This is a genomic window from Pseudarthrobacter sp., assembly GCF_036675385.1.
GTDB lineage: Bacteria > Actinomycetota > Actinomycetes > Actinomycetales > Micrococcaceae > Arthrobacter.
The window spans coordinates 1-16,865 of sequence record NZ_JAKFFD010000171.1; the positions used below are offsets into that span (position 1 = coordinate 1).

A 16,865-nucleotide genomic window follows, 5' to 3' on the forward strand; every position below is an offset into this window, starting at 1 on the left:
CTTTACGCACAGGCCGCAAGGTTGCGCCGGGAAAGATTCCGCGCTGCGGAGAAACGGGCGGCCTCGCTCGGCGTGAAGCTGGTCATTCCGCTGGGCCTGTGCTCGCTCCCGGCCTTCATCTGCCTGGGCGTAGTCCCGGTCCTGCTGGCACTGGTGCCGTCAGGGTCCTGACCGCGGGATTTGAGCCAGGGTCCATTCCTCCACACCCCGTCCCGTCCTCCACAATCCGCTCCAAGCGGCGCTTATCCACTTACGGGATGTTTGCACTTACCGAGATCTGCGGAGCCGGGAAGAGTCGAAATCAGCCGGCAACTCGGCCGGAGCACAGAAGGGAAACCGTCACCATGACCATCATCCAAAACCGCCTTTCCGCCGCACCTGCGCCGGAGCTCAGCACGGGGGTTGCGCGTATCCCCGCATGGGACCCCGTAGTACTCGCCAATGCAGGACTGGGCGCGTGTACCTGCCAACGGGAGGAGGACCCGGAGCCCGCTGGCAACGTCGTGGAGCTTTACCCCGGTGCCAGCGAGGCGAAAAAGCTCCGGCCCCGGCTCACAGCTTCAGAGGCCGGAATGGCGACGGCCGAATACGCCATCGCCACCCTTGCCGCGGTTGGCTTCGCCGGACTTCTCGTCTTCATTCTCCGCAGCGACGAAGTGCGCGGATTCCTGCTGAACCTCATCCGCACGGCGCTGGCCTTGCCATGAGTCTGCCGCCGGCAGCGCTGCCACTGGCTGATGGCCGGAGCAGCTGCTGTGGCCGCTTCCGGAACCCGGGCATGGAAAGCCGCGTGGCGCTGGGACCGGCGGCCGCGTTCCGTCGCCGGTCCCGTCGCTGGCGCCGTGGGCCGGGGAATGCCCACGGCGCCGTGACGGCGGAGTTCGCGGTAGCGCTGCCGGCAGTACTGTTGCTCCTCGCACTGCTCCTGGCAGGAGCCTCCGCAGGCGTCACGCAGCTCAGGCTCGAGGAGGCGGCGCGGGCCGGCGCCAGGGCGCTGGCCCGCGGCGAGGACGCGGCTTCAGTGCAGGGGATCGTCAGGACCTTGGCGGGGACGTCGGCAACGGCGTCCGTTGCCGCCGAGGGCGAGTGGCTCAGCGTTACGGTGGCCGACGGTGTGGGCGGGCCGCTGGGGGCAACTGTGCCCTGGACCCTCACAGCCAAGGCCACCACTCGGAGCGAAACGCCGGCTGCCGCGGCCAATCCGGGGTTGGAGCCGGTCGGAGCCGCGGAGGAGGCGCCGTTGTGAACAGGCAATTCCGGGACAACCCGGAGCGCGGTTCCGGAACAGTGCTGGCTGCGGGACTGGCGCTGGTCGTCATCATGGCGATGGCCCTGATGCTGCTGTTCGCACAGTCCGCAGTGATGGCCAGCAGGGCAGCGGCAGCGGCGGACCTCGCTGCCCTTGCCGCGGCCGATGCCCTGCGCGGGATCACGTCCGGAGACCCCTGCACGGTGGCCGCCGAGGTAGCAGCCCGCCATGAGGCGGCACTCGTCAGCTGTACGGAAGGGGCCGGTCAGACCGTCATGGTCCGAACGGAGCTGAATGCACGCATACTGGTTGGCGCCGCCACCGGTCAGGCGCGGGCCGGACCGCCGCCCTGAGCGGCTGTGGTGCTGAACGGCTCCGTGCTCGCCAGGAATTCCGCACTGCGGAGAGGCATTTCGCGCGCGTCTTTGAGGAGGACGTCGATGAGCGTGACGGCGGCAGCCTTGTCCAGCGGATTGTTCTTGTTCCCACATTTGGGGGACTGGACGCAGGACGGGCAGCCCGACTCGCATTCACACGCCTTGATGGCGTCGCGCGTCGCCGAGAGCCACACCTTTGCCTTGTCGAAGCCGCGTTCGGCAAAGCCGGCACCGCCGGGATGCCCGTCGTACACAAAGATGGTGGGCACGCCGGTGTCGGCGTGGATTGCGGTGGATACTCCGCCGATGTCCCAGCGGTCGCTGGAGGCCACGAGCGGCAGCAGGCCGATCGCTGCGTGTTCGGCGGCGTGCAGGGCCCCCGGGAACTGCGCCTCGATGAGCCCGGCGCCTGTCAGCGAACGGTTCTCCACCACAAACCAGACGGCCTTGGTGAAGAGGTCCCGGGCGCCCAGCTCCAGCGGCTCCTCGCCCAGGATTTCGTTTGAAATCAAGGCCTTGCGCTGAAAGGAAACCACCTGCGTTGTCACTTTCACATCGCCGAAGTGGACGGCGATATCGCCCCAGCGCTCAGTCCGGAGTGTTTCGAGCACTTCGATCTGGGTCACGTCCCGGGCCGTTGTGTAGTAGTCAGGGTTGGCGCGCCGGACCACCACACAGTGCTCGTCTTCGTTCAGGTCCTCCACCACATAGCTGTCGCCCTGGTGCACATAGATGGCACCCGTGTGCGCCTGGTAGTGCGTCTGGGGCGAATCCATGGTCCCGAGGAGGGAGCCGGTGTCGGCGTCAACGATGCTCACCGGTCCGCCGCCGTCGGCACGAAGGTTCACCATGGCCGCAGCGCTCTGGGAGTGCGTCCAGAACCAGCCCGCCGGCCGGCGCCGCAGATACCCTTGCGCTACCAGCCGGCCCAGCAGCTTCTCTGCTGTGCTGCCGAAAAGGCCCAGTTCGGCCACGCCCAGCGGAAGCTCCGCGGCGGCAGCGCAGAGATGGGGCCCCAGCACATAGGGATTGGACGGATCAAAGACGGTGGCCTCCACCGACACGTCGAAAATCGCCTCGGGATGGTTCACCAGGTAGGTGTCGAGCGGATCATCGCTGGCCACAAACGCGGCAATCGCATCCTGGCCCGCGCGCCCGGCCCGGCCGATCTGCTGGAACAGCGACGCCCTGGTGCCTGGCCAGCCCGCCACCAGGACGGCATCCAGCCCGGAAATGTCGATCCCCAGTTCAAGGGCGGATGTGCTGGAGACACCCAGCAGGTCGCCGGATCGGAGGGCCTTTTCCAGGGCCCGGCGTTCTTCCGGAAGGTACCCGGAACGGTAGGCGGCCACGCGTTGGGGAAGACTGGGATCCACGTCGTCCAGAAGGCGCTTGGTGATCGAAGCGATTGTCTCCGCACCGCGGCGGGACTTGATGAAGGCGATGGTCCGGATGCGGGACGAAACCAGGTTCGCCAGCAGATCGGCCGTTTCAGCAACGGCGGTGCGGCGTTCCCTGGCGCCGTTCTCGCCCTTGAGGTCGGTCAGGGCAGGCTCCCAGAAAGCCACCGTAGTGGAACCGTGCGGCGAGCAGTCCTCGGCAACGGCCCGGACCGGCGCCCCGATCAGGCGGCCGAACGATGTGCCTGGCTCAGAAGCCGTGGCCGAAGCGGCGATGAACACCGGCCCTGGATGGGTTGTCCCGGCACCGTAGTACGCGCAGATGCGGCGCAGCCGGCGCATCAGGTTGGCCACGTGCGAGCCGAACACCCCGCGGTAGCTGTGGGCCTCATCCACGATCACGTACCGCAGCCGCCGGAAGAAGCTGGCCCACCAGGCGTGATTGGGGAGGATGCCGAAGTGGAGCATGTCCGGATTCGCCAGGATGAAGTTGGCGTGGTCCCGGATCCACCGGCGGGACGCGGGGTCGGTATCGCCGTCGTACGTCTCGGCCCGTACGGTGGGCAGTTTCAGGGAACGGATGGCTGCGAGCTGGTCGGCAGCGAGTGCCTTCGTGGGGGAGAGATAGAGCGTCACGGCGCCGTCGTCGTGGATTTTTCCCGGTTCGGACAGGACGCGCAGTTCGGAGCGGTGGATGGCGTCAAGTGCCGGCAGTTGGTAGGCCAGGGACTTACCGGAGGCGGTGCCGGTGGCGATCACCACGTGCTCGCCGCCGTGGGCCAGGTTGGCGGCCTGGATCTGATGCCGGTACGGCTCGTGGATGCCCAGGGAGCCGTAAGCGGCCACGAGATCCGGGTGTGCCCACGCCGGCCACGGTTCGTGGACTGCCTGACGGGCTGGGATGGTGCGGACATGACGCAGCTGCTCCGGGTCCGGGCCTCGGCCCAGCAATGGAATCAGCGAGTCATGGGGGTTCACCCCAACATTCTTTCACCCGGGGAAAAATCACCCCACGGAAAGGTCAGCACCCTCATCGGAGGTGGACAGCAAAAGCACGCGGCAAACAGTGGACCAGCCCAGGTGGGAGTACAGCTTCTGGCCGTCGATGGAGGCCAGTAGCAGGCCGTTCTCCACGTCCGGTCCGATGGCCTGCGCCGCAAGGGCCTTCATGATGAAGCTGCCCAGGCCGCGGCGCTGGAACGCGGGTTGGACCACAATCTTGTCGAACACTGCGGTCTCGCCCACCACAAAGACCCTGCCGCTCGCCGCCACCGTGTCACCCGATCGGACCACCGCGTGGTGGACGCCGTCAAGTTCGGAGGTGACCAGGTTCAGGTCGTCGTCGGAGAGCCACGGATCCTCCGTATCCTGCGTGGCCATGTCCACAATCATCATGGCCTGCGATGCGGACGTGACGTTCAGCCCGTGTTTTTGGGCCAGCGCCGTGAAACGGGCAACGTCGTTGGTGAGGATAGTCAGGACCCTCGGCGGTGCCTCGGCAGTCTTCGCAGCCAGGGCCGCGAACTCGTCAGCGGAGGGGTCGTGGGCGAAGTATTCCCAATCCCCGGTGGTGTCAGCCCGCAGTGCGGCGGGGAATCGGCCCTCAACTGTTGTCTGGTAACCGCGGCAGCCGGCCCAGCCAGCTACCCAGACTTCAAGAAGGCGTGTGATGTCTTCAACCAAGGCGTCCGGACTCATGTCATGAGAGTATTCCAGCCCCGACACAAGCAACAGGGGTAGGGTGCCCCCGATGTGACTTGCTTATGCAATCGTGACAGGACAAGACTGACGGCATGCCCGCCGCCAAGGCACCGTCCAAGATCACCTTCCGCGGTCCCTTCTGGTTTGTGTCGCCTTAATGGTGGCCATGGTGGGCGGCGCCAGGTATTGGGAGACGGCCACGGGCGTGGCTTACTGGGTCTGGCTTGCCGACGGGCTCGTCCCGCTGGCGGCCGGCGCACTGATCTACCGGAAGTCGAAGCGCCCGCTGGACTTTCTGGGATCATGCCCTCAACAATGGCGCTGATGCCTTCGCGGCCACCGGCCGCCGTGACGGCCACCGCGGTGCCGTTCGCCGTCGTCGTCCTGGGCTACCGGGCGGCTGAAACCGCCCTGAACAGGCGCGACGCCGCCATCGCAGCGGGCCAACCTTAGCCCCGGCCACCGGGCGGGCCCGGTGCCCGGCAACCCAGTACCCTTAAATACGTGGCTTTGAACCGAATTGTGCTCTTTTACGGCTTTACCCCCATCGCTGATCCGGACGCGGTGCGGCTCTGGCAGCGTGCCCTGTGCGAAAAACTCGGGCTGACCGGACGCATCCTCCTTTCCAAGGACGGCATCAACGCCACGGTGGGCGGCGAGATCGGCGCCGTCAAGCAATACGTGAAGACCACACGCGAATACAAGGGATTCCACGGCATCGACGTGAAATGGTCCGACGGCGGCGCGGAGGACTTCCCGCGGCTGAGCGTTAAGGTCCGGGACGAGATCGTCTCCTTCGGCGCGCCCGGCGAACTCAAGGTGGATGAGCACGGCGTGGTGGGCGGCGGCACCCACCTGAAGCCCGAGGAACTGCACGAACTGGTGGAGGCCACCAAACAGGCCGGCGAGGACGTGGTGTTCTTCGACGGCCGCAACGCCTTCGAGGCCCAGATCGGCAAATTCAAGGACGCGATCGTCCCTGACGTGGCCACCACCCACGATTTCATCAAGGAACTCGACTCCGGCAAGTACGACGCCCTCAAGGACAAACCGGTGGTCACCTACTGCACCGGGGGCATCCGCTGCGAGGTGCTCTCCAGCCTGATGGTGAACCGCGGTTTCAAGCAGGTGTACCAGCTCGACGGCGGGATCGTCCGCTACGGCGAGACGTTCAAGGACCAGGGCCTCTGGGAAGGCTCGCTCTACGTGTTCGACAAGCGCATGCACCTGGAATTCAGTGAGGACGCCAAGACCATCGGTGAATGCGTCCGCTGTGCCGCGCCCACCAGCAAATTCGAGAACTGCTCCAACCCGAGCTGCCGCACGCTGACCTTGTATTGCGCCGAGTGTGCCGCCAGCCCGGAGACGCTGCGCTGCCCCGAAGGCTGCGCGGCCTGAGTTGCGGGGCAGGCATGACAGTTCAAAGCCGGGCCAGCCGGTACGCGAAATTGGCGGGGGACTGCGCTTCGACCTGGAAATGGAGCACCGTTTCCTTGGACAGGTAGATCACGCTTTCGCGCCGTGATCCGCAGCGGAGGCTGAGGTCCACCATGGTGAATTCGTCATTGCGGACTTTGAAGTCGACGCGCCGCTGGCTGCGGCACACCAGCACCAGGACGTAGGTTCCGGTGGGGAGGGGTGCCGTCGCGTCCGTACGGACTTCCTCCGCGCGCAACAGGCCGAACGTCCTGTGCGCCACCTGCAGGCCGGGCCCCACCTGGGACTCCGTCAGCCAGGCCTCCATTTCAGCCTCGCTGACGGGATCGTTCCGCCACAGCTCAGCCTGCGGCCCCGACTCGGTCACCTCCGGCGCGGCCGGGGCCCCAGTGGGACGCCACCCTTCGTCGTACGTGTATTCACATCCGGCGAGCGCAGTTCCGGCCACGAGGGCGCCCGCCGTCCAGAGTACGACGGCGGCCCTCACCCGGGTGCGCACGGAGACTGACCGGGACGGGCAAGCGCCCGGACGAAGTACCGCCCTGCGGGGCGGCGGCGCCCCCTGCGTTGCGGGCATACTCCGACTCTATGCCCGGCAGGGACCCCAATCCAGAGCCTCGGGCATCACCCGTCCGGCGGTCAGCTGCACGGTGGATCCGACGGGACTAACCCGCGGTGACCAATTGGTAGGCGTAGATCAGCGGCGCGTCGACGCTGGAGGCACTGAGCTCCAGCGGTCCGGATTCCGGGAGTGTGATTTTGCGGGACTCCGGCGTGCCATAGCAGGCGGCCCCGAGGTCGGCGAGTTCCTTGCCGCCGGACCGCACTGCGAGGAAGGCCTTGCCGCCGCCTTCGCAGACGAGTGTCAGCGTGTACGTGCCTGCCGGCACGTTCTCCGTATGGTCAATGGGTTGGGCGTTGAGAATCTTGCCGGAATCCTCGGCAACAACGCCGCTGGCCGACGGCAGTGCCGTGGCTTTCCATGCCGGCACATCGGCGTTCTCCACCGAAAGCTGCTGCGCGCAGGCAGAGAGGCCCAGGAGGACAGCTGCGGCAGCCACAGCGGAGAGGGCGCGCGGAAAGGACGAAGGAATAACAGCCATGCTTCCAACTTACCCGGCTCCATCTGTGCTCCGTGATTCGGTGTCTTGACCTTGACGCTACGTCAACATTTATCGTTGAAGCATCAGCCGGACCGGAACGTCCGGACCATCCCGCAAACAGGCAGGAAGGAGGAATACATGGACTGGTCCATCCAGGACATCGCCCGGATCGCAGGGACCACCAGCAGGACGCTACGGCACTATGACGACATCGGCCTGCTCAAGCCCAGCCGCACCGGCCACAACGGTTACCGCTACTACAACCAGGCGGCGCTGGTGCAGCTCCAGCGCATCCTGCTCCTGCGCGGGCTGGGGCTGGGCCTGCCGGTGATCAGCCAGGTGCTCGACGACGAAACGGACGCCGCCCAGGCACTCACCGGGCATCTCGAATGGCTCAAGCAGGAACAGGACAGGCTGGCGCGGCAGATCGCGTCGGTCACACAAACCATCGAAGCAGTGAAAGGAGGTGGCGAAATCATGGCAGAGGACATGTTCAACGGTTTCGACCACACGCAGTACAAGGACGAAGTGGAGGAACGCTGGGGCAAGGACGCCTACGCGAAGGGGGATTCGTGGTGGCGCGGCATGAGCACCGAGGAGAAGGCCGCGTGGAAGCAGCGCTCGCAGAAGCTCGGCGAGGACTGGATCGCAGCCGCCACGGCGGGTATCGCACCGGACAGCGCGGCGGCCCAGGACATCGCGAGGCGGCACGTCGAATGGCTGACCGGCATCCCGGGCACCCCGGCGTCGGACGCCCGCGGCCAGGCTGACCGCAAGGGCAACGCTGACGTCAAGGCATACGTCACCGGGCTCGGCGAAATGTACGTCGCTGACCCCCGCTTCGCGAAGAATTACGGCGGCGCGGAGGGCGCCGGCTTCGTCCGGGATGCCCTGAAGATCTACGCGGCGGAGAACCTGTAGCCCGTCAGGAGGAAGCGTGCCCGCCAATAGACTTGGGCGGTGACTGATTCCACGCTTTTCCTGGCCGGCAACACCCCCGATGCCCCGCGCAGCGACCTCCCCGGGCTGCTGACGGCGCTCGCCGCGGACCTGCGCCGGGTGGATTACACGCTCGACGGCGTGGCGGGGCTGCTGGGCGAGTCAGCCTACCGCGCGCTGAACCGGGACCAGATCATCCCGGCGCTGCTGGCCACCGAAAGCGCCCTTCAGATTGATGCGGCAGAGGGTGCGCCTGCGCACGGTGAGAAGACGACGGCGGCGCTCGCCGCCGTCGTCCGTCTCTGGCTCCTGGCGGAACCGCAAACACGGGAAACGCTCGACGCCGCCCTGCCGGGAATCCGGGCCGACGGCCTGATCGAGCTGGGGCTGCTCGAGCCCGTGCCCGGCCCAGATCGGCCCGGCCCCGGGCTGCCCGCCGCCGATCAGCCGGCGCAGGGCTTGCTGCAGGCGAAAGCGGATCTGCGGCCGTACGGCTGGGACGCCAATGGGGACGGCAGCGGCGGCGCCGAGCTCTGGGTGGCCAGCGACCTCGCCGCGCACCAGCAGGCCGGCATGCTGCGGCACGACCACGTGCTGGGGATCGGGCAGGCGTCCACCACGCTGGTGCAGACCACCGTCCGCCGCCACGTCGCCAAGGCCCTGGACCTGGGCACGGGCTGCGGCATCCAGTCCTTCCACCTCCTGCACCATGCCGAGCACGTGACGGCAACGGACATCTCGGAGCGGGCGCTGGCTTTCACCCGGTTCAACCTCCTCCTTAATGCCGAGGCCCTGCACCTGGACCCGGACAGGCTGGAGGACCGGGTCAGCCTTCGGCTGGGGTCGCTCCTGGAGCCGGTGGCGGGGAAGGAATTCGAACTGGTGGTGTCCAACCCGCCGTTTGTCATCACCCCGCGGACCCTGGGCGAAGCCGCGTCCGGGCAGTTCACCTACCGTGACGGCGGCCTGCCCGGCGATGACATTGTGTCCTCGCTCGTGGCGGCGCTGCCCGGTGCCCTGGCCCCGGGCGGCACCGCGCAGCTGCTGGGCAACTGGGAAATTCCCGCGGGGACCGAGTGGTACGTACGGCCCAAGAGCTGGATCGGTCCGGACGCGGATGCCTGGTTCATCCAGCGCGAGCAGGTGGGCCCGGAGCAGTACGCCGAAACGTGGCTGCAGGACGCGTCCGAATCCCGCGACCGGAAGCATTACCGGGATGCCTACGCCGCCTACCTGGCGGACTTCGCTTCCCGGAACGTGGCGGGGATCGGCTTCGGGATGATCTGGCTGCGCCGGCCGCTGTCGGAATCCGGCGCCGCCTCCATCAGCCGTTTCGAGGAAATCACGTACCCCATTGAGCAGCCCATCGGGCCTCACCTGGGCGCCGCCGTCGAGCGTTCCGACTGGCTGGCCGCCAACAGCCTGGCGGACGCGCACCTGCTCGTGGCGGACGACGTCACCGAGGAACGCCATCAGCGCCCCGGCGCCGAACACCCCGGCGTGATCCTGCTGCGCCAGGGTGCGGGCCTGCGCCGGACCAACCTGCTCAGCACCGAACTCGCCGGATTTGTCTCCGCCTGCGACGGTGACCTCTCCGTCGGCCAGATCATCGGAGCCCTCGCCGCGCTGCTCGGCGGGAGCCTCGCCGGGGAGGACGGGTTCGACGGCGACGCGTTCCGGACCAGGCTGCTCGACGACGTCGCGAACCTGGTCAGCGACGGTTTCCTGGTTCCTTCCGAGCCTGCTGAATAGCGGTTTTCCGGGCCCCGGAACACCCCAAATCGGCGTCCCGGATGTGCCTGATGAGTCAACGGGTTTTCCACATGAATGCGCACTATTGTCCAAAATATGGTGAACTAGGCCAATATGGGCTCATCTGCCCGAGCAACCTTTTTCTGTAGGAGCACCGTGCCAAGCAAGGCCAAAACAGGCAAGAAACTCGTGATTGTGGAGTCTCCGGCCAAGAGCAAGACCATCGCCAAGTACCTCGGCGAGGGCTTCATCGTAGAGGCCTCCATTGGTCACATCCGCGACCTGCCGCAGCCGTCTGAGCTTCCTGCAGAACTGAAGAAAACCTCGGTGGGCAAGTTCGCCGTCGACATCGAAAACGACTTCAAACCGTATTACGTGGTGTCCGCGGACAAGCGGAAAAAGGTCACCGAGCTGAAGGCCGCGCTCAAGGATGCCGACGCCCTCTATCTCGCAACCGATGGGGACCGCGAGGGCGAGGCCATCGCGTGGCACCTGCTGGAAGTGCTCAAGCCCAAGGTCCCGGTGTACCGGATGACGTTCGGCGAAATCACCAAGGAAGCCATCCACCGCGCCATGGACAACCTGCGCGATGTTGATACGGCCCTGGTGGACGCGCAGGAAACCCGCCGCGTCCTTGACCGCCTCTACGGCTACGAGATTTCCCCCGTGCTCTGGCGCAAGGTTGCCCGCGGACTGTCCGCCGGCCGCGTGCAGTCTGTGGTCACGCGCATGGTGGTGGACCGTGAACGCGAACGCATGGCCTTCAAGGCCGCCTCGTACTGGGACCTCACGGGCCAGTTCGGCGCCGGTGCCGGTTCGTTCAAGGCGAAACTCGCTGCGGTTGACGGGGCCAAGGTCGCTTCGGGCCGGGACTTCAACGACGACGGCGTCCTCACCTCGCGCAATGCGGCGCACCTCAACGAGGAACTCGCCACGTCGCTGGCCGCCGGTCTCCAGGATGCGGACTTCCGCGTCCGGTCCGTGGACACCAAGCCGTACACACGCCGTCCGGCCGCGCCGTTCACCACGTCCACGCTGCAGCAGGAGGCCGGCCGCAAGCTCCGCTTCTCCTCGAAGAGCACCATGCAGGTGGCCCAGCGGCTGTACGAAAACGGCTACATCACCTATATGCGTACCGACTCCTCGGCGCTGAGCGACGAAGCCGTCACGGCCGCCCGCCGCCAGGCCTCCGAGCTGTACGGCCCGGAGTACATCCCGGCGTCGCCCCGCGTGTACACCAGCAAGGCTGCGAACGCGCAGGAAGCCCACGAGGCCATCCGCCCCGCCGGTGACTCCTTCCGCACGCCGGCGCAGGTGGCCAAGCAGCTCTCCGGCGACGAGTTCCGCCTGTACGAACTGATCTGGAAGCGCACCGTCGCATCCCAGATGGGTGACGCCAAGGGCTCGACGGCGACCATCCGCCTGGGTGCCGTGGCCACCGATGGCCGGGACGCCGAGTTCTCCGCCTCCGGTACCGTCATCACGTTCCCGGGCTTCCTGGCCGCCTATGAAGAAGGCAAGGACGAAAGCCGCGGGGACGACGACTCCGACGAAGCCCGGCGGCTGCCGAACGTGGCCAAGGACGATGCCCTCACGGCGTCGGACATTGTTGCCGTGGGCCACGAGACCTCGCCGCCTCCGCGCTTCACCGAAGCTTCGCTGACGGCCGAGCTGGAAAAGAAGGGCATCGGCCGCCCGTCAACCTATGCCTCCACCATTTCCACCATCCAGGACCGCGGCTACGTCCGGAAGCAGGGTTCCGCGCTGGTGCCCAGCTGGATCGCGTTCTCCGTGATCCGCCTGCTTGAGCAGCACTTCACGGACTATGTGGACTACGAGTTCACGGCGGACATGGAAGGCGACCTGGATAAGATCGCCAACGGCCAGGCCGTTGGGTCTGCTTGGCTCAAGCACTTCTACTACGGTGAAGACTCCGATCCGGGCTTGCTCAGCATCGTGAACAACCTGGGCGAGATCGACGCCCGGGAAATCAACTCCATTCCCATCACGGATGAGATCACGCTGCGGGTGGGCAAGTTCGGCCCGTACCTGGAAAGCTCCGCTGCCACGGTGGACGCCAAGACCGGTGAAATCGTGGAGAACTCCCGCGCCAACGTCCCCGAGGACCTGGCGCCGGACGAACTGACGGCGGCGAAGGCCATCGAACTGATGGAAACGGCTGCGCCGGAAGAACGCGTACTGGGCGACGACCCCCACACCGGGCACAGCGTTGTCGCCAAGAACGGCCGCTACGGCGCCTACGTCACGGAAGTCATCCCGGAGATGACCGAGGAACAGCTGGCCAACCAGCCCGTGGAGTACTACAAGAACGGCAAGCCGAAGCCGCCGAAAAAGCCCGTCAAGGCCAAGCCGCGCACCGGTTCGCTGTTCGCGTCCATGACTGTGGATTCCGTGACCCTGGACGAAGCGCTGCAGCTGATGAGCCTGCCCCGCGCCCTGGGTGAGGACGCCGAAGGCAACCTCATCACGGTGCAGAACGGCCGCTTCGGTCCGTACCTGAAGAAGGGCACGGACTCCCGCTCCATCGGAACCGAAGAGGAAATCTTCACCATCACGCTGGAGCAGGCACTGGAGATCTACTCCCAGCCCAAGCAGCGCGGTGCCCGTGCCGCGGTGGCCCCGCTGGCCGAGTTCGGACCGGACCCCGTTTCCGAGAAGAACATCGTGGTCAAGGAAGGCCGCTTCGGCCCGTACATCACCGACGGCATCACCAACATCACCGTCCCGCGGTCCACGTCGCTGGAGGAACTGACCCGCGAACAGGCCATTGAACTGCTCGCCGAGAAGCGGGCCAAGGGTCCGGTCAAGCGCGCCACAACGGCCCGCAAGCCCCCGGCCAAGAAGAAGGCACCCGCTAAAAAATAAGCGCCGGGTGTTCGGTCGGCTCAACTCCGCCCTGTGGTGGAGCCGGTTGAAACAGTAGAAAACGGGAGGAGAGGAATCCGGCAGCGTGCGTCTAAGCGAGGAACGAGCGAGCACGCCGAGGATTTCTGCCCTCCCGTTTGCGCGGGTGGAATTGCGCCGGGCTCTCCAACGTGGTCGAGTAGATACATGACTGAACAGCCCGGCACAGCCGATCTCACGCCGCTCAACGAACTCGAAGAGAAGCTCGCCCTGGGCGGCCAGCCCGAGGGCAGCCCGGTGGACGTCATCCTGTCCTTCCTCAACAGCGAGGTCTACGTCATCAGCACCGACGGGATCGAGGGGGAGGATTCCCAGGTGGAGCCGCTGGTATTGGCGAACGCCGACGGCGAGCCCGTCCTTGCGGTGTTCTCGCACCCAAGCCGCGTTGACGAGCAGTACCTTGAGGCGGCCCCGAACGTCCTGGGGACCCAGGGTGCAGCCATCATCGCCAACATTGGCGAGGAATTGGGCATGGTGATCAACCCCGGCGCTGCGTACGGGTTTGAGATCAACCCCGAGGGCGTCGCCAACATCAAGCGCGACTTCAAGCGGGCGGATGAGCTTCCCGACGGCGCACCCGAGGACACCTCCGCAAACTGACATCTTTAGTGCAGGTTGTGAGTGAGGGCCCGGGCGGGGGAATAATGGCAGGATGCGGCTAGGCGTCCTTGATATCGGGTCAAACACTGTCCACCTTCTCCTGGTGGATGCCCACCCTGGCGCGCGTCCGGTGCCTTTCGCGTCGCACAAACGGCCCATATCCCTGGTCCAATACCTGGATACCGACGGCAACATCACCGACGAAGGACAGCACGAGCTGACCGAATTCGTCCTTGAAGCCTGGGAATTTGCCGCCAGGCACAAAGCAGACGACCTTCTGGCTTTCTGTACGTCTGCCATCCGTGAAGCCACTAACGGCCCTGCCGTGCTGGCCCGGGTCAAGCACGAAACCACTGTCACCCTGCAGGAACTGACCGGCAGCGAAGAAGCCTCCATGACCTTCTTCGCCGTCCGCCGCTGGTACGGCTGGGGTGCGGGACCGATCCTGAACCTGGACATCGGCGGCGGCTCCTTCGAAATGGCCTTCGGGCAGGACGAACTGCCCGAAGTGGCCACTTCCGTGCCGCTGGGCGCCAGCCGCCTGACCCGCGACTGGCTGGCTGAGGACCCGCCTTCCGCCAAGAGCGTCAAAGAGCTGCGCCGCTACATCCGGGCCACTCTGGCCCCGGCGGTCAGGCAGTTCGACGGCCTGGGCCGCGCCAACGTTGTGGCTGGAACTTCCAAGACCTTCCGGTCGCTCGCCAGGGTCGCCGGAGCAGCCCCGAGCGCCGCAGGGCCCTATGTGAAGCGCACACTTAACGCCACGGATCTGGGCGTGTGGGCGCAGCGCATTTCAGCCATGAAGTCCGAGGACCGGCTCTTTCTGCCCGGCGTGTCCGAGGCCCGCGCGCACCAGTTGCTCGCCGGGGCTCTGGTGGCCGAGGCTGCCTTGGAAATGTTCAAGTTCAAGAAGATCAGGATCTGCCCGTGGGCGCTGCGTGAAGGGCTGATCCTGCGCCGGCTCGACCAGCTGGTCTTCGCCGGTCCGCTGGATCCGGCCCCGCATATCATGGAGCCCGCCGCGGCACGCCAGACGATCGAGGCTTCGCCCGCGTAAGGCCCGCCGCGGCTTGAAAACAGCGTTAATGCGAAAGCGCCGGCGTCCACAGCAGGAAAATGGGGGAAAACCTGCTGCAAACCACCGGCGCCTCGGGCAAACATCCCCATGCTTGCCGCATCACTCGCACCCTCAATGAGGTAATAACTACGTTAGGCGGCGAAGTTGTGTGCAAGCTGCAGCGAACATGGGAGTCGGCTGTGAATCGATTTCGGCGGGTTCCCGCTTTTTCCGATTCGTTCCATTTCTGCAGCGGCCCACCCGAACTGCAATGATGGAGGCATGAGCAACCGAATCGCCTTCCTGGGCTGTGGATCCATGAACGAAGCCATCCTGTCCGGCCTCCTGGCCGCCGGGACGGACCCCGCCGACGTCATAGCCACAGTCAGGCGTGCGGAACGCGCCGAGGAGCTGGCTTTGCGCCACCACGGCATCACGGCCGTCGCTGGCGAAGAGGAACCGGACAACAACAAAGACGCGGCCAAGGGCTCCACGGTGGTGATCCTTGGCGTCAAACCCGTGGGCATCGTCGACCTTGCCCGCGAAATCAGCGGCTCCCTGTCGCCGAACGCCATTGTTGTCAGCGTGGCCGCAGCCGTGTCGCTGGCGCAACTGGAAGCTGCACTGCCTCCCGGACAGCCGGTGATCCGCGCTATGCCGAACACCCCTGCCAAGCTGGGCCGCGGCGTCGTGTCCGTCTCACCCGGAACCAACTGCACGCCGGAACAGCTCCAGACCGTCAAGGACATCCTTCGGGCCACTGGCACCGTGGTGGAGGTGCGCGAGGATCAGGTGGATGCGTTGTCGGCCATCAGCGGCTCGGGTCCCGCCTACGCGTTCTACCTGGCCGAGGCCATGGCGGCTGCCGGCGTCGAGCTGGGCCTGGATCCCGAGTTGTCGCTGCTCCTGGCGCGGGAGACGGTCGCAGGCGCGGGCTTCATGCTGGCCGAGCCGGGCGCCGATCCATCGGCCCTGCGCAAGGGAGTGACCAGCCCCAACGGCACCACCGAACGGGCCATCGCCACCTTCGACGACCGGGGCATACCTGCCATCATCGCCGCCGGCGCCCGCGCCGCAGCGGACCGCTCCGCAGAGATCACCAGGCAGCTCGGCTAGTCCCCACCCGCTCCCTAACCTCGCAAGTCCCCACCCACCCGCAATTACGGCCGGGCGGCGAACCGTTCCAGCAGGTCCACGTGCCCGGACACGATCAGCATGTCGCGGGCGGACACCTTGGTCTCAGGGCGGGCGTAGGTGAAGTCCTCGCCGGGCGACTTCACACCCACAATCGTCACGCCGTACTTGGAACGCACCTTGGACTCATCCAGCGTGAAGCCCACCGTCTCGCGCGGCGGGTACATTTTCACGATGGCGAAATCGTCGTCGAACTCGATGAAGTCCAGCATGCGGCCGGAGACCAGGTGCGCGGCACGGACGCCGGCGTCGGCCTCGGGATAGATCACGTGGTTCGCGCCGATCCGGGTGAGGATCTTGCCGTGCGACGGCGTGATGGCCTTGACCCAGAGGTGCTCGATGCCCAGGTCCACCAGGTTCACGGTGATCAGCACGGAGGACTCGATCGAGGTGCCCACGCCACAAACGGCGGAGCTGAACTCCTGGGCGCCGAGCTGGCGCAGCGCATCGATGTTGGTCGCGTCGGCCTCCACCACGTGCGTGAGGAGCGGCGCCCACTTCTGGACCAGGTTCCGGTCGCGTTCGATCGCCAGCACCTCGCGGCCCTGTTTCACGAGCTGCTCGGCAGTGGACGAGCCGAAGCGGCCCAGCCCGATCACCAGCACCGGCGCGTTGTGGGCGGGGCGGTTGGGCGCGCCTGAGGAATTAGCCAATGATGGGCCTCTCTTCCGGGTAGTGGTACAGCTGGCTGCGCTGGCGCAGGGCCAGGCCGGCGGCAAGGGTGACGGTACCCACGCGGCCAGCGAACATCAGGACGGTAAGGACATAAACGCCCGAGGGCGGCAGTTCGGCACTGAGGTTTGTGCTCAGTCCCACGGTGGCAAAGGCTGAAATGGTTTCGAACAGCACGCGGTCCAGGGACGCGCCGCTGATCTGCAGCAGCAGGAACGCTGAGACGGAGACCAGCGTGGCGCCGGCGACGATCACTGAGATGGCCACCCGCATGGTCCCCTGGGGGATGGTCCGGCCGTAGACCTTCACGTCGGAGTCGCCGCGGGCCTCCGCAACTATGGCGAGGAACATCACGGCGATGGTGGTCACCTTGATGCCGCCCGCCGTCGACGCCGAACCGCCGCCGGCGAACATCAGGGCGTCGGTGAGCAGCATGGTGGTGGATTCCATGTGGTTCTG

The 16,865-nt window shown here is 66.3% G+C and carries 18 protein-coding genes and 1 pseudogene; 13 read left to right on the plus strand and 6 right to left on the minus strand.

The features are described 5' to 3' along the window. From V6M49_RS15110 to V6M49_RS15125, 4 genes and pseudogenes are all read left to right on the plus strand, one after another. Positions 1 to 171 (plus strand): annotated as a pseudogene (locus tag V6M49_RS15110) (type II secretion system F family protein); the annotation flags it as partial. A 173-nt stretch (positions 172 to 344) separates the two neighbouring features. After that, positions 345 to 707 (plus strand): DUF4244 domain-containing protein, encoded by a 363-nt coding sequence (locus tag V6M49_RS15115; RefSeq protein ID WP_332761784.1) that lies wholly within the window; start codon positions 345 to 347, stop codon positions 705 to 707. An 89-nt stretch (positions 708 to 796) separates the two neighbouring features. After that, positions 797 to 1,246: a TadE family type IV pilus minor pilin gene (locus tag V6M49_RS15120; protein WP_442959740.1), complete on the plus strand. Its 450-nt coding sequence runs from the start codon at positions 797 to 799 to the stop codon at positions 1,244 to 1,246. After that, positions 1,243 to 1,602 carry an Rv3654c family TadE-like protein gene (locus V6M49_RS15125; RefSeq protein ID WP_141141575.1) on the plus strand — a complete coding sequence of 120 codons (360 nt, stop codon included), beginning with the start codon at positions 1,243 to 1,245 and terminating at the stop codon, positions 1,600 to 1,602. The genes V6M49_RS15120 and V6M49_RS15125 overlap by 4 nt, the downstream gene beginning before the upstream one ends. On the opposite strand, the gene V6M49_RS15130 is transcribed toward V6M49_RS15125, so the two are convergent. Both V6M49_RS15130 and V6M49_RS15135 read right to left on the minus strand, forming a co-directional pair. Continuing rightward, positions 1,575 to 4,004, minus strand: coding sequence for a DEAD/DEAH box helicase (locus V6M49_RS15130; protein ID WP_332761787.1), 2,430 nt, complete (start codon positions 4,002 to 4,004; stop codon positions 1,575 to 1,577). The genes V6M49_RS15125 and V6M49_RS15130 overlap by 28 nt on opposite strands. Before the next feature lie 27 nt (positions 4,005 to 4,031). Beyond that, positions 4,032 to 4,724, minus strand: a complete 693-nt coding sequence (locus tag V6M49_RS15135) for a GNAT family N-acetyltransferase (protein ID WP_141141574.1) — start codon at positions 4,722 to 4,724, stop codon at positions 4,032 to 4,034. A gap of 160 nt (positions 4,725 to 4,884) precedes the next feature. On the opposite strand from V6M49_RS15135, the gene V6M49_RS15140 reads away from it, so the two are divergent. From V6M49_RS15140 to trhO, 3 genes are read left to right on the plus strand one after another with little or no spacing between them, the layout of a single operon-like run. Beyond that, the gene (locus V6M49_RS15140) at positions 4,885 to 5,052 is read left to right on the plus strand and encodes a hypothetical protein (RefSeq protein ID WP_332761788.1); all 168 of its coding nucleotides are present in this window, start codon (positions 4,885 to 4,887) and stop codon (positions 5,050 to 5,052) included. Beyond that, complete coding sequence (locus tag V6M49_RS15145; RefSeq protein ID WP_332761790.1) at positions 5,052 to 5,180, plus strand: hypothetical protein; 129 nt, start codon at positions 5,052 to 5,054, stop codon at positions 5,178 to 5,180. The genes V6M49_RS15140 and V6M49_RS15145 overlap by 1 nt, the downstream gene beginning before the upstream one ends. 51 nt (positions 5,181 to 5,231) lie before the next feature. Next, on the plus strand, positions 5,232 to 6,125 hold the full coding sequence (gene trhO / locus V6M49_RS15150; RefSeq protein WP_056346211.1) for an oxygen-dependent tRNA uridine(34) hydroxylase TrhO: 894 nt from the start codon (positions 5,232 to 5,234) through the stop codon (positions 6,123 to 6,125). A gap of 22 nt (positions 6,126 to 6,147) precedes the next feature. Here the strand turns inward: trhO and V6M49_RS15155 are convergent, their stop codons facing one another. Together V6M49_RS15155 and V6M49_RS15160 are read right to left on the minus strand one after the other, a co-directional pair. Further along, on the minus strand, positions 6,148 to 6,741 hold the full coding sequence (locus tag V6M49_RS15155) for a hypothetical protein (RefSeq protein WP_141141572.1): 594 nt from the start codon (positions 6,739 to 6,741) through the stop codon (positions 6,148 to 6,150). An 88-nt stretch (positions 6,742 to 6,829) separates the two neighbouring features. Next, positions 6,830 to 7,267: a hypothetical protein gene (locus V6M49_RS15160; protein ID WP_141141571.1), complete on the minus strand. Its 438-nt coding sequence runs from the start codon at positions 7,265 to 7,267 to the stop codon at positions 6,830 to 6,832. Between the two features lie 138 nt (positions 7,268 to 7,405). Here V6M49_RS15160 and V6M49_RS15165 point away from each other — a divergent pair, with 138 nt between their 5' ends. The 6 genes from V6M49_RS15165 to proC all read left to right on the plus strand — a co-directional run bounded on the left by V6M49_RS15165 (position 7,406) and on the right by proC (position 15,656). Continuing rightward, positions 7,406 to 8,188: a MerR family transcriptional regulator gene (locus tag V6M49_RS15165; RefSeq protein WP_332761793.1), complete on the plus strand. Its 783-nt coding sequence runs from the start codon at positions 7,406 to 7,408 to the stop codon at positions 8,186 to 8,188. Between the two features lie 39 nt (positions 8,189 to 8,227). After that, entirely contained in the window at positions 8,228 to 9,958 is a 1,731-nt protein-coding gene (locus V6M49_RS15170; RefSeq protein WP_332761795.1) for a DUF7059 domain-containing protein, read from the plus strand. 156 nt (positions 9,959 to 10,114) lie between these two features. After that, positions 10,115 to 12,844, plus strand: coding sequence for a type I DNA topoisomerase (topA, locus tag V6M49_RS15175; protein ID WP_141141568.1), 2,730 nt, complete (start codon positions 10,115 to 10,117; stop codon positions 12,842 to 12,844). A 186-nt stretch (positions 12,845 to 13,030) separates the two neighbouring features. After that, complete coding sequence (locus tag V6M49_RS15180) at positions 13,031 to 13,483, plus strand: SseB family protein (RefSeq protein ID WP_141141567.1); 453 nt, start codon at positions 13,031 to 13,033, stop codon at positions 13,481 to 13,483. Between the two features lie 52 nt (positions 13,484 to 13,535). Then, positions 13,536 to 14,540, plus strand: coding sequence for a Ppx/GppA phosphatase family protein (locus tag V6M49_RS15185; RefSeq protein ID WP_141141566.1), 1,005 nt, complete (start codon positions 13,536 to 13,538; stop codon positions 14,538 to 14,540). 282 nt (positions 14,541 to 14,822) lie between these two features. Next, positions 14,823 to 15,656 (plus strand): pyrroline-5-carboxylate reductase, encoded by an 834-nt coding sequence (gene proC, locus V6M49_RS15190; RefSeq protein ID WP_332761798.1) that lies wholly within the window; start codon positions 14,823 to 14,825, stop codon positions 15,654 to 15,656. 44 nt (positions 15,657 to 15,700) lie between these two features. Here proC and V6M49_RS15195 read toward each other — a convergent pair whose 3' ends face one another. Both V6M49_RS15195 and V6M49_RS15200 read right to left on the minus strand, forming a co-directional pair. Next, complete coding sequence (locus V6M49_RS15195; protein ID WP_210412469.1) at positions 15,701 to 16,339, minus strand: potassium channel family protein; 639 nt, start codon at positions 16,337 to 16,339, stop codon at positions 15,701 to 15,703. 40 nt (positions 16,340 to 16,379) lie between these two features. After that, positions 16,380 to 16,865 (minus strand): potassium transporter TrkG (locus V6M49_RS15200; RefSeq protein WP_332761799.1); only part of this gene is annotated, 486 nt, incomplete at its 5' end.

Excerpts from the sequence above, each read along its gene's own strand:
- V6M49_RS15115 (WP_332761784.1), top strand. The coding sequence starts at position 345 with ATGACCATCATCCAAAACCGCCTTTCCGCCGCACCTGCGCCGGAGCTC.
- V6M49_RS15145 (WP_332761790.1), top strand. The coding sequence starts at position 5,052 with ATGCCTTCGCGGCCACCGGCCGCCGTGACGGCCACCGCGGTGCCGTTC.
- V6M49_RS15165 (WP_332761793.1), top strand. The coding sequence starts at position 7,406 with ATGGACTGGTCCATCCAGGACATCGCCCGGATCGCAGGGACCACCAGC.
- V6M49_RS15140 (WP_332761788.1), top strand. The coding sequence starts at position 4,885 with ATGGTGGCCATGGTGGGCGGCGCCAGGTATTGGGAGACGGCCACGGGC.
- V6M49_RS15135 (WP_141141574.1), bottom strand. The coding sequence starts at position 4,724 with ATGAGTCCGGACGCCTTGGTTGAAGACATCACACGCCTTCTTGAAGTC.
- V6M49_RS15185 (WP_141141566.1), top strand. The coding sequence starts at position 13,536 with ATGCGGCTAGGCGTCCTTGATATCGGGTCAAACACTGTCCACCTTCTC.
- proC (WP_332761798.1), top strand. The coding sequence starts at position 14,823 with ATGAGCAACCGAATCGCCTTCCTGGGCTGTGGATCCATGAACGAAGCC.
- V6M49_RS15180 (WP_141141567.1), top strand. The coding sequence starts at position 13,031 with ATGACTGAACAGCCCGGCACAGCCGATCTCACGCCGCTCAACGAACTC.
- V6M49_RS15160 (WP_141141571.1), bottom strand. The coding sequence starts at position 7,267 with ATGGCTGTTATTCCTTCGTCCTTTCCGCGCGCCCTCTCCGCTGTGGCT.
- V6M49_RS15155 (WP_141141572.1), bottom strand. The coding sequence starts at position 6,741 with ATGCCCGCAACGCAGGGGGCGCCGCCGCCCCGCAGGGCGGTACTTCGT.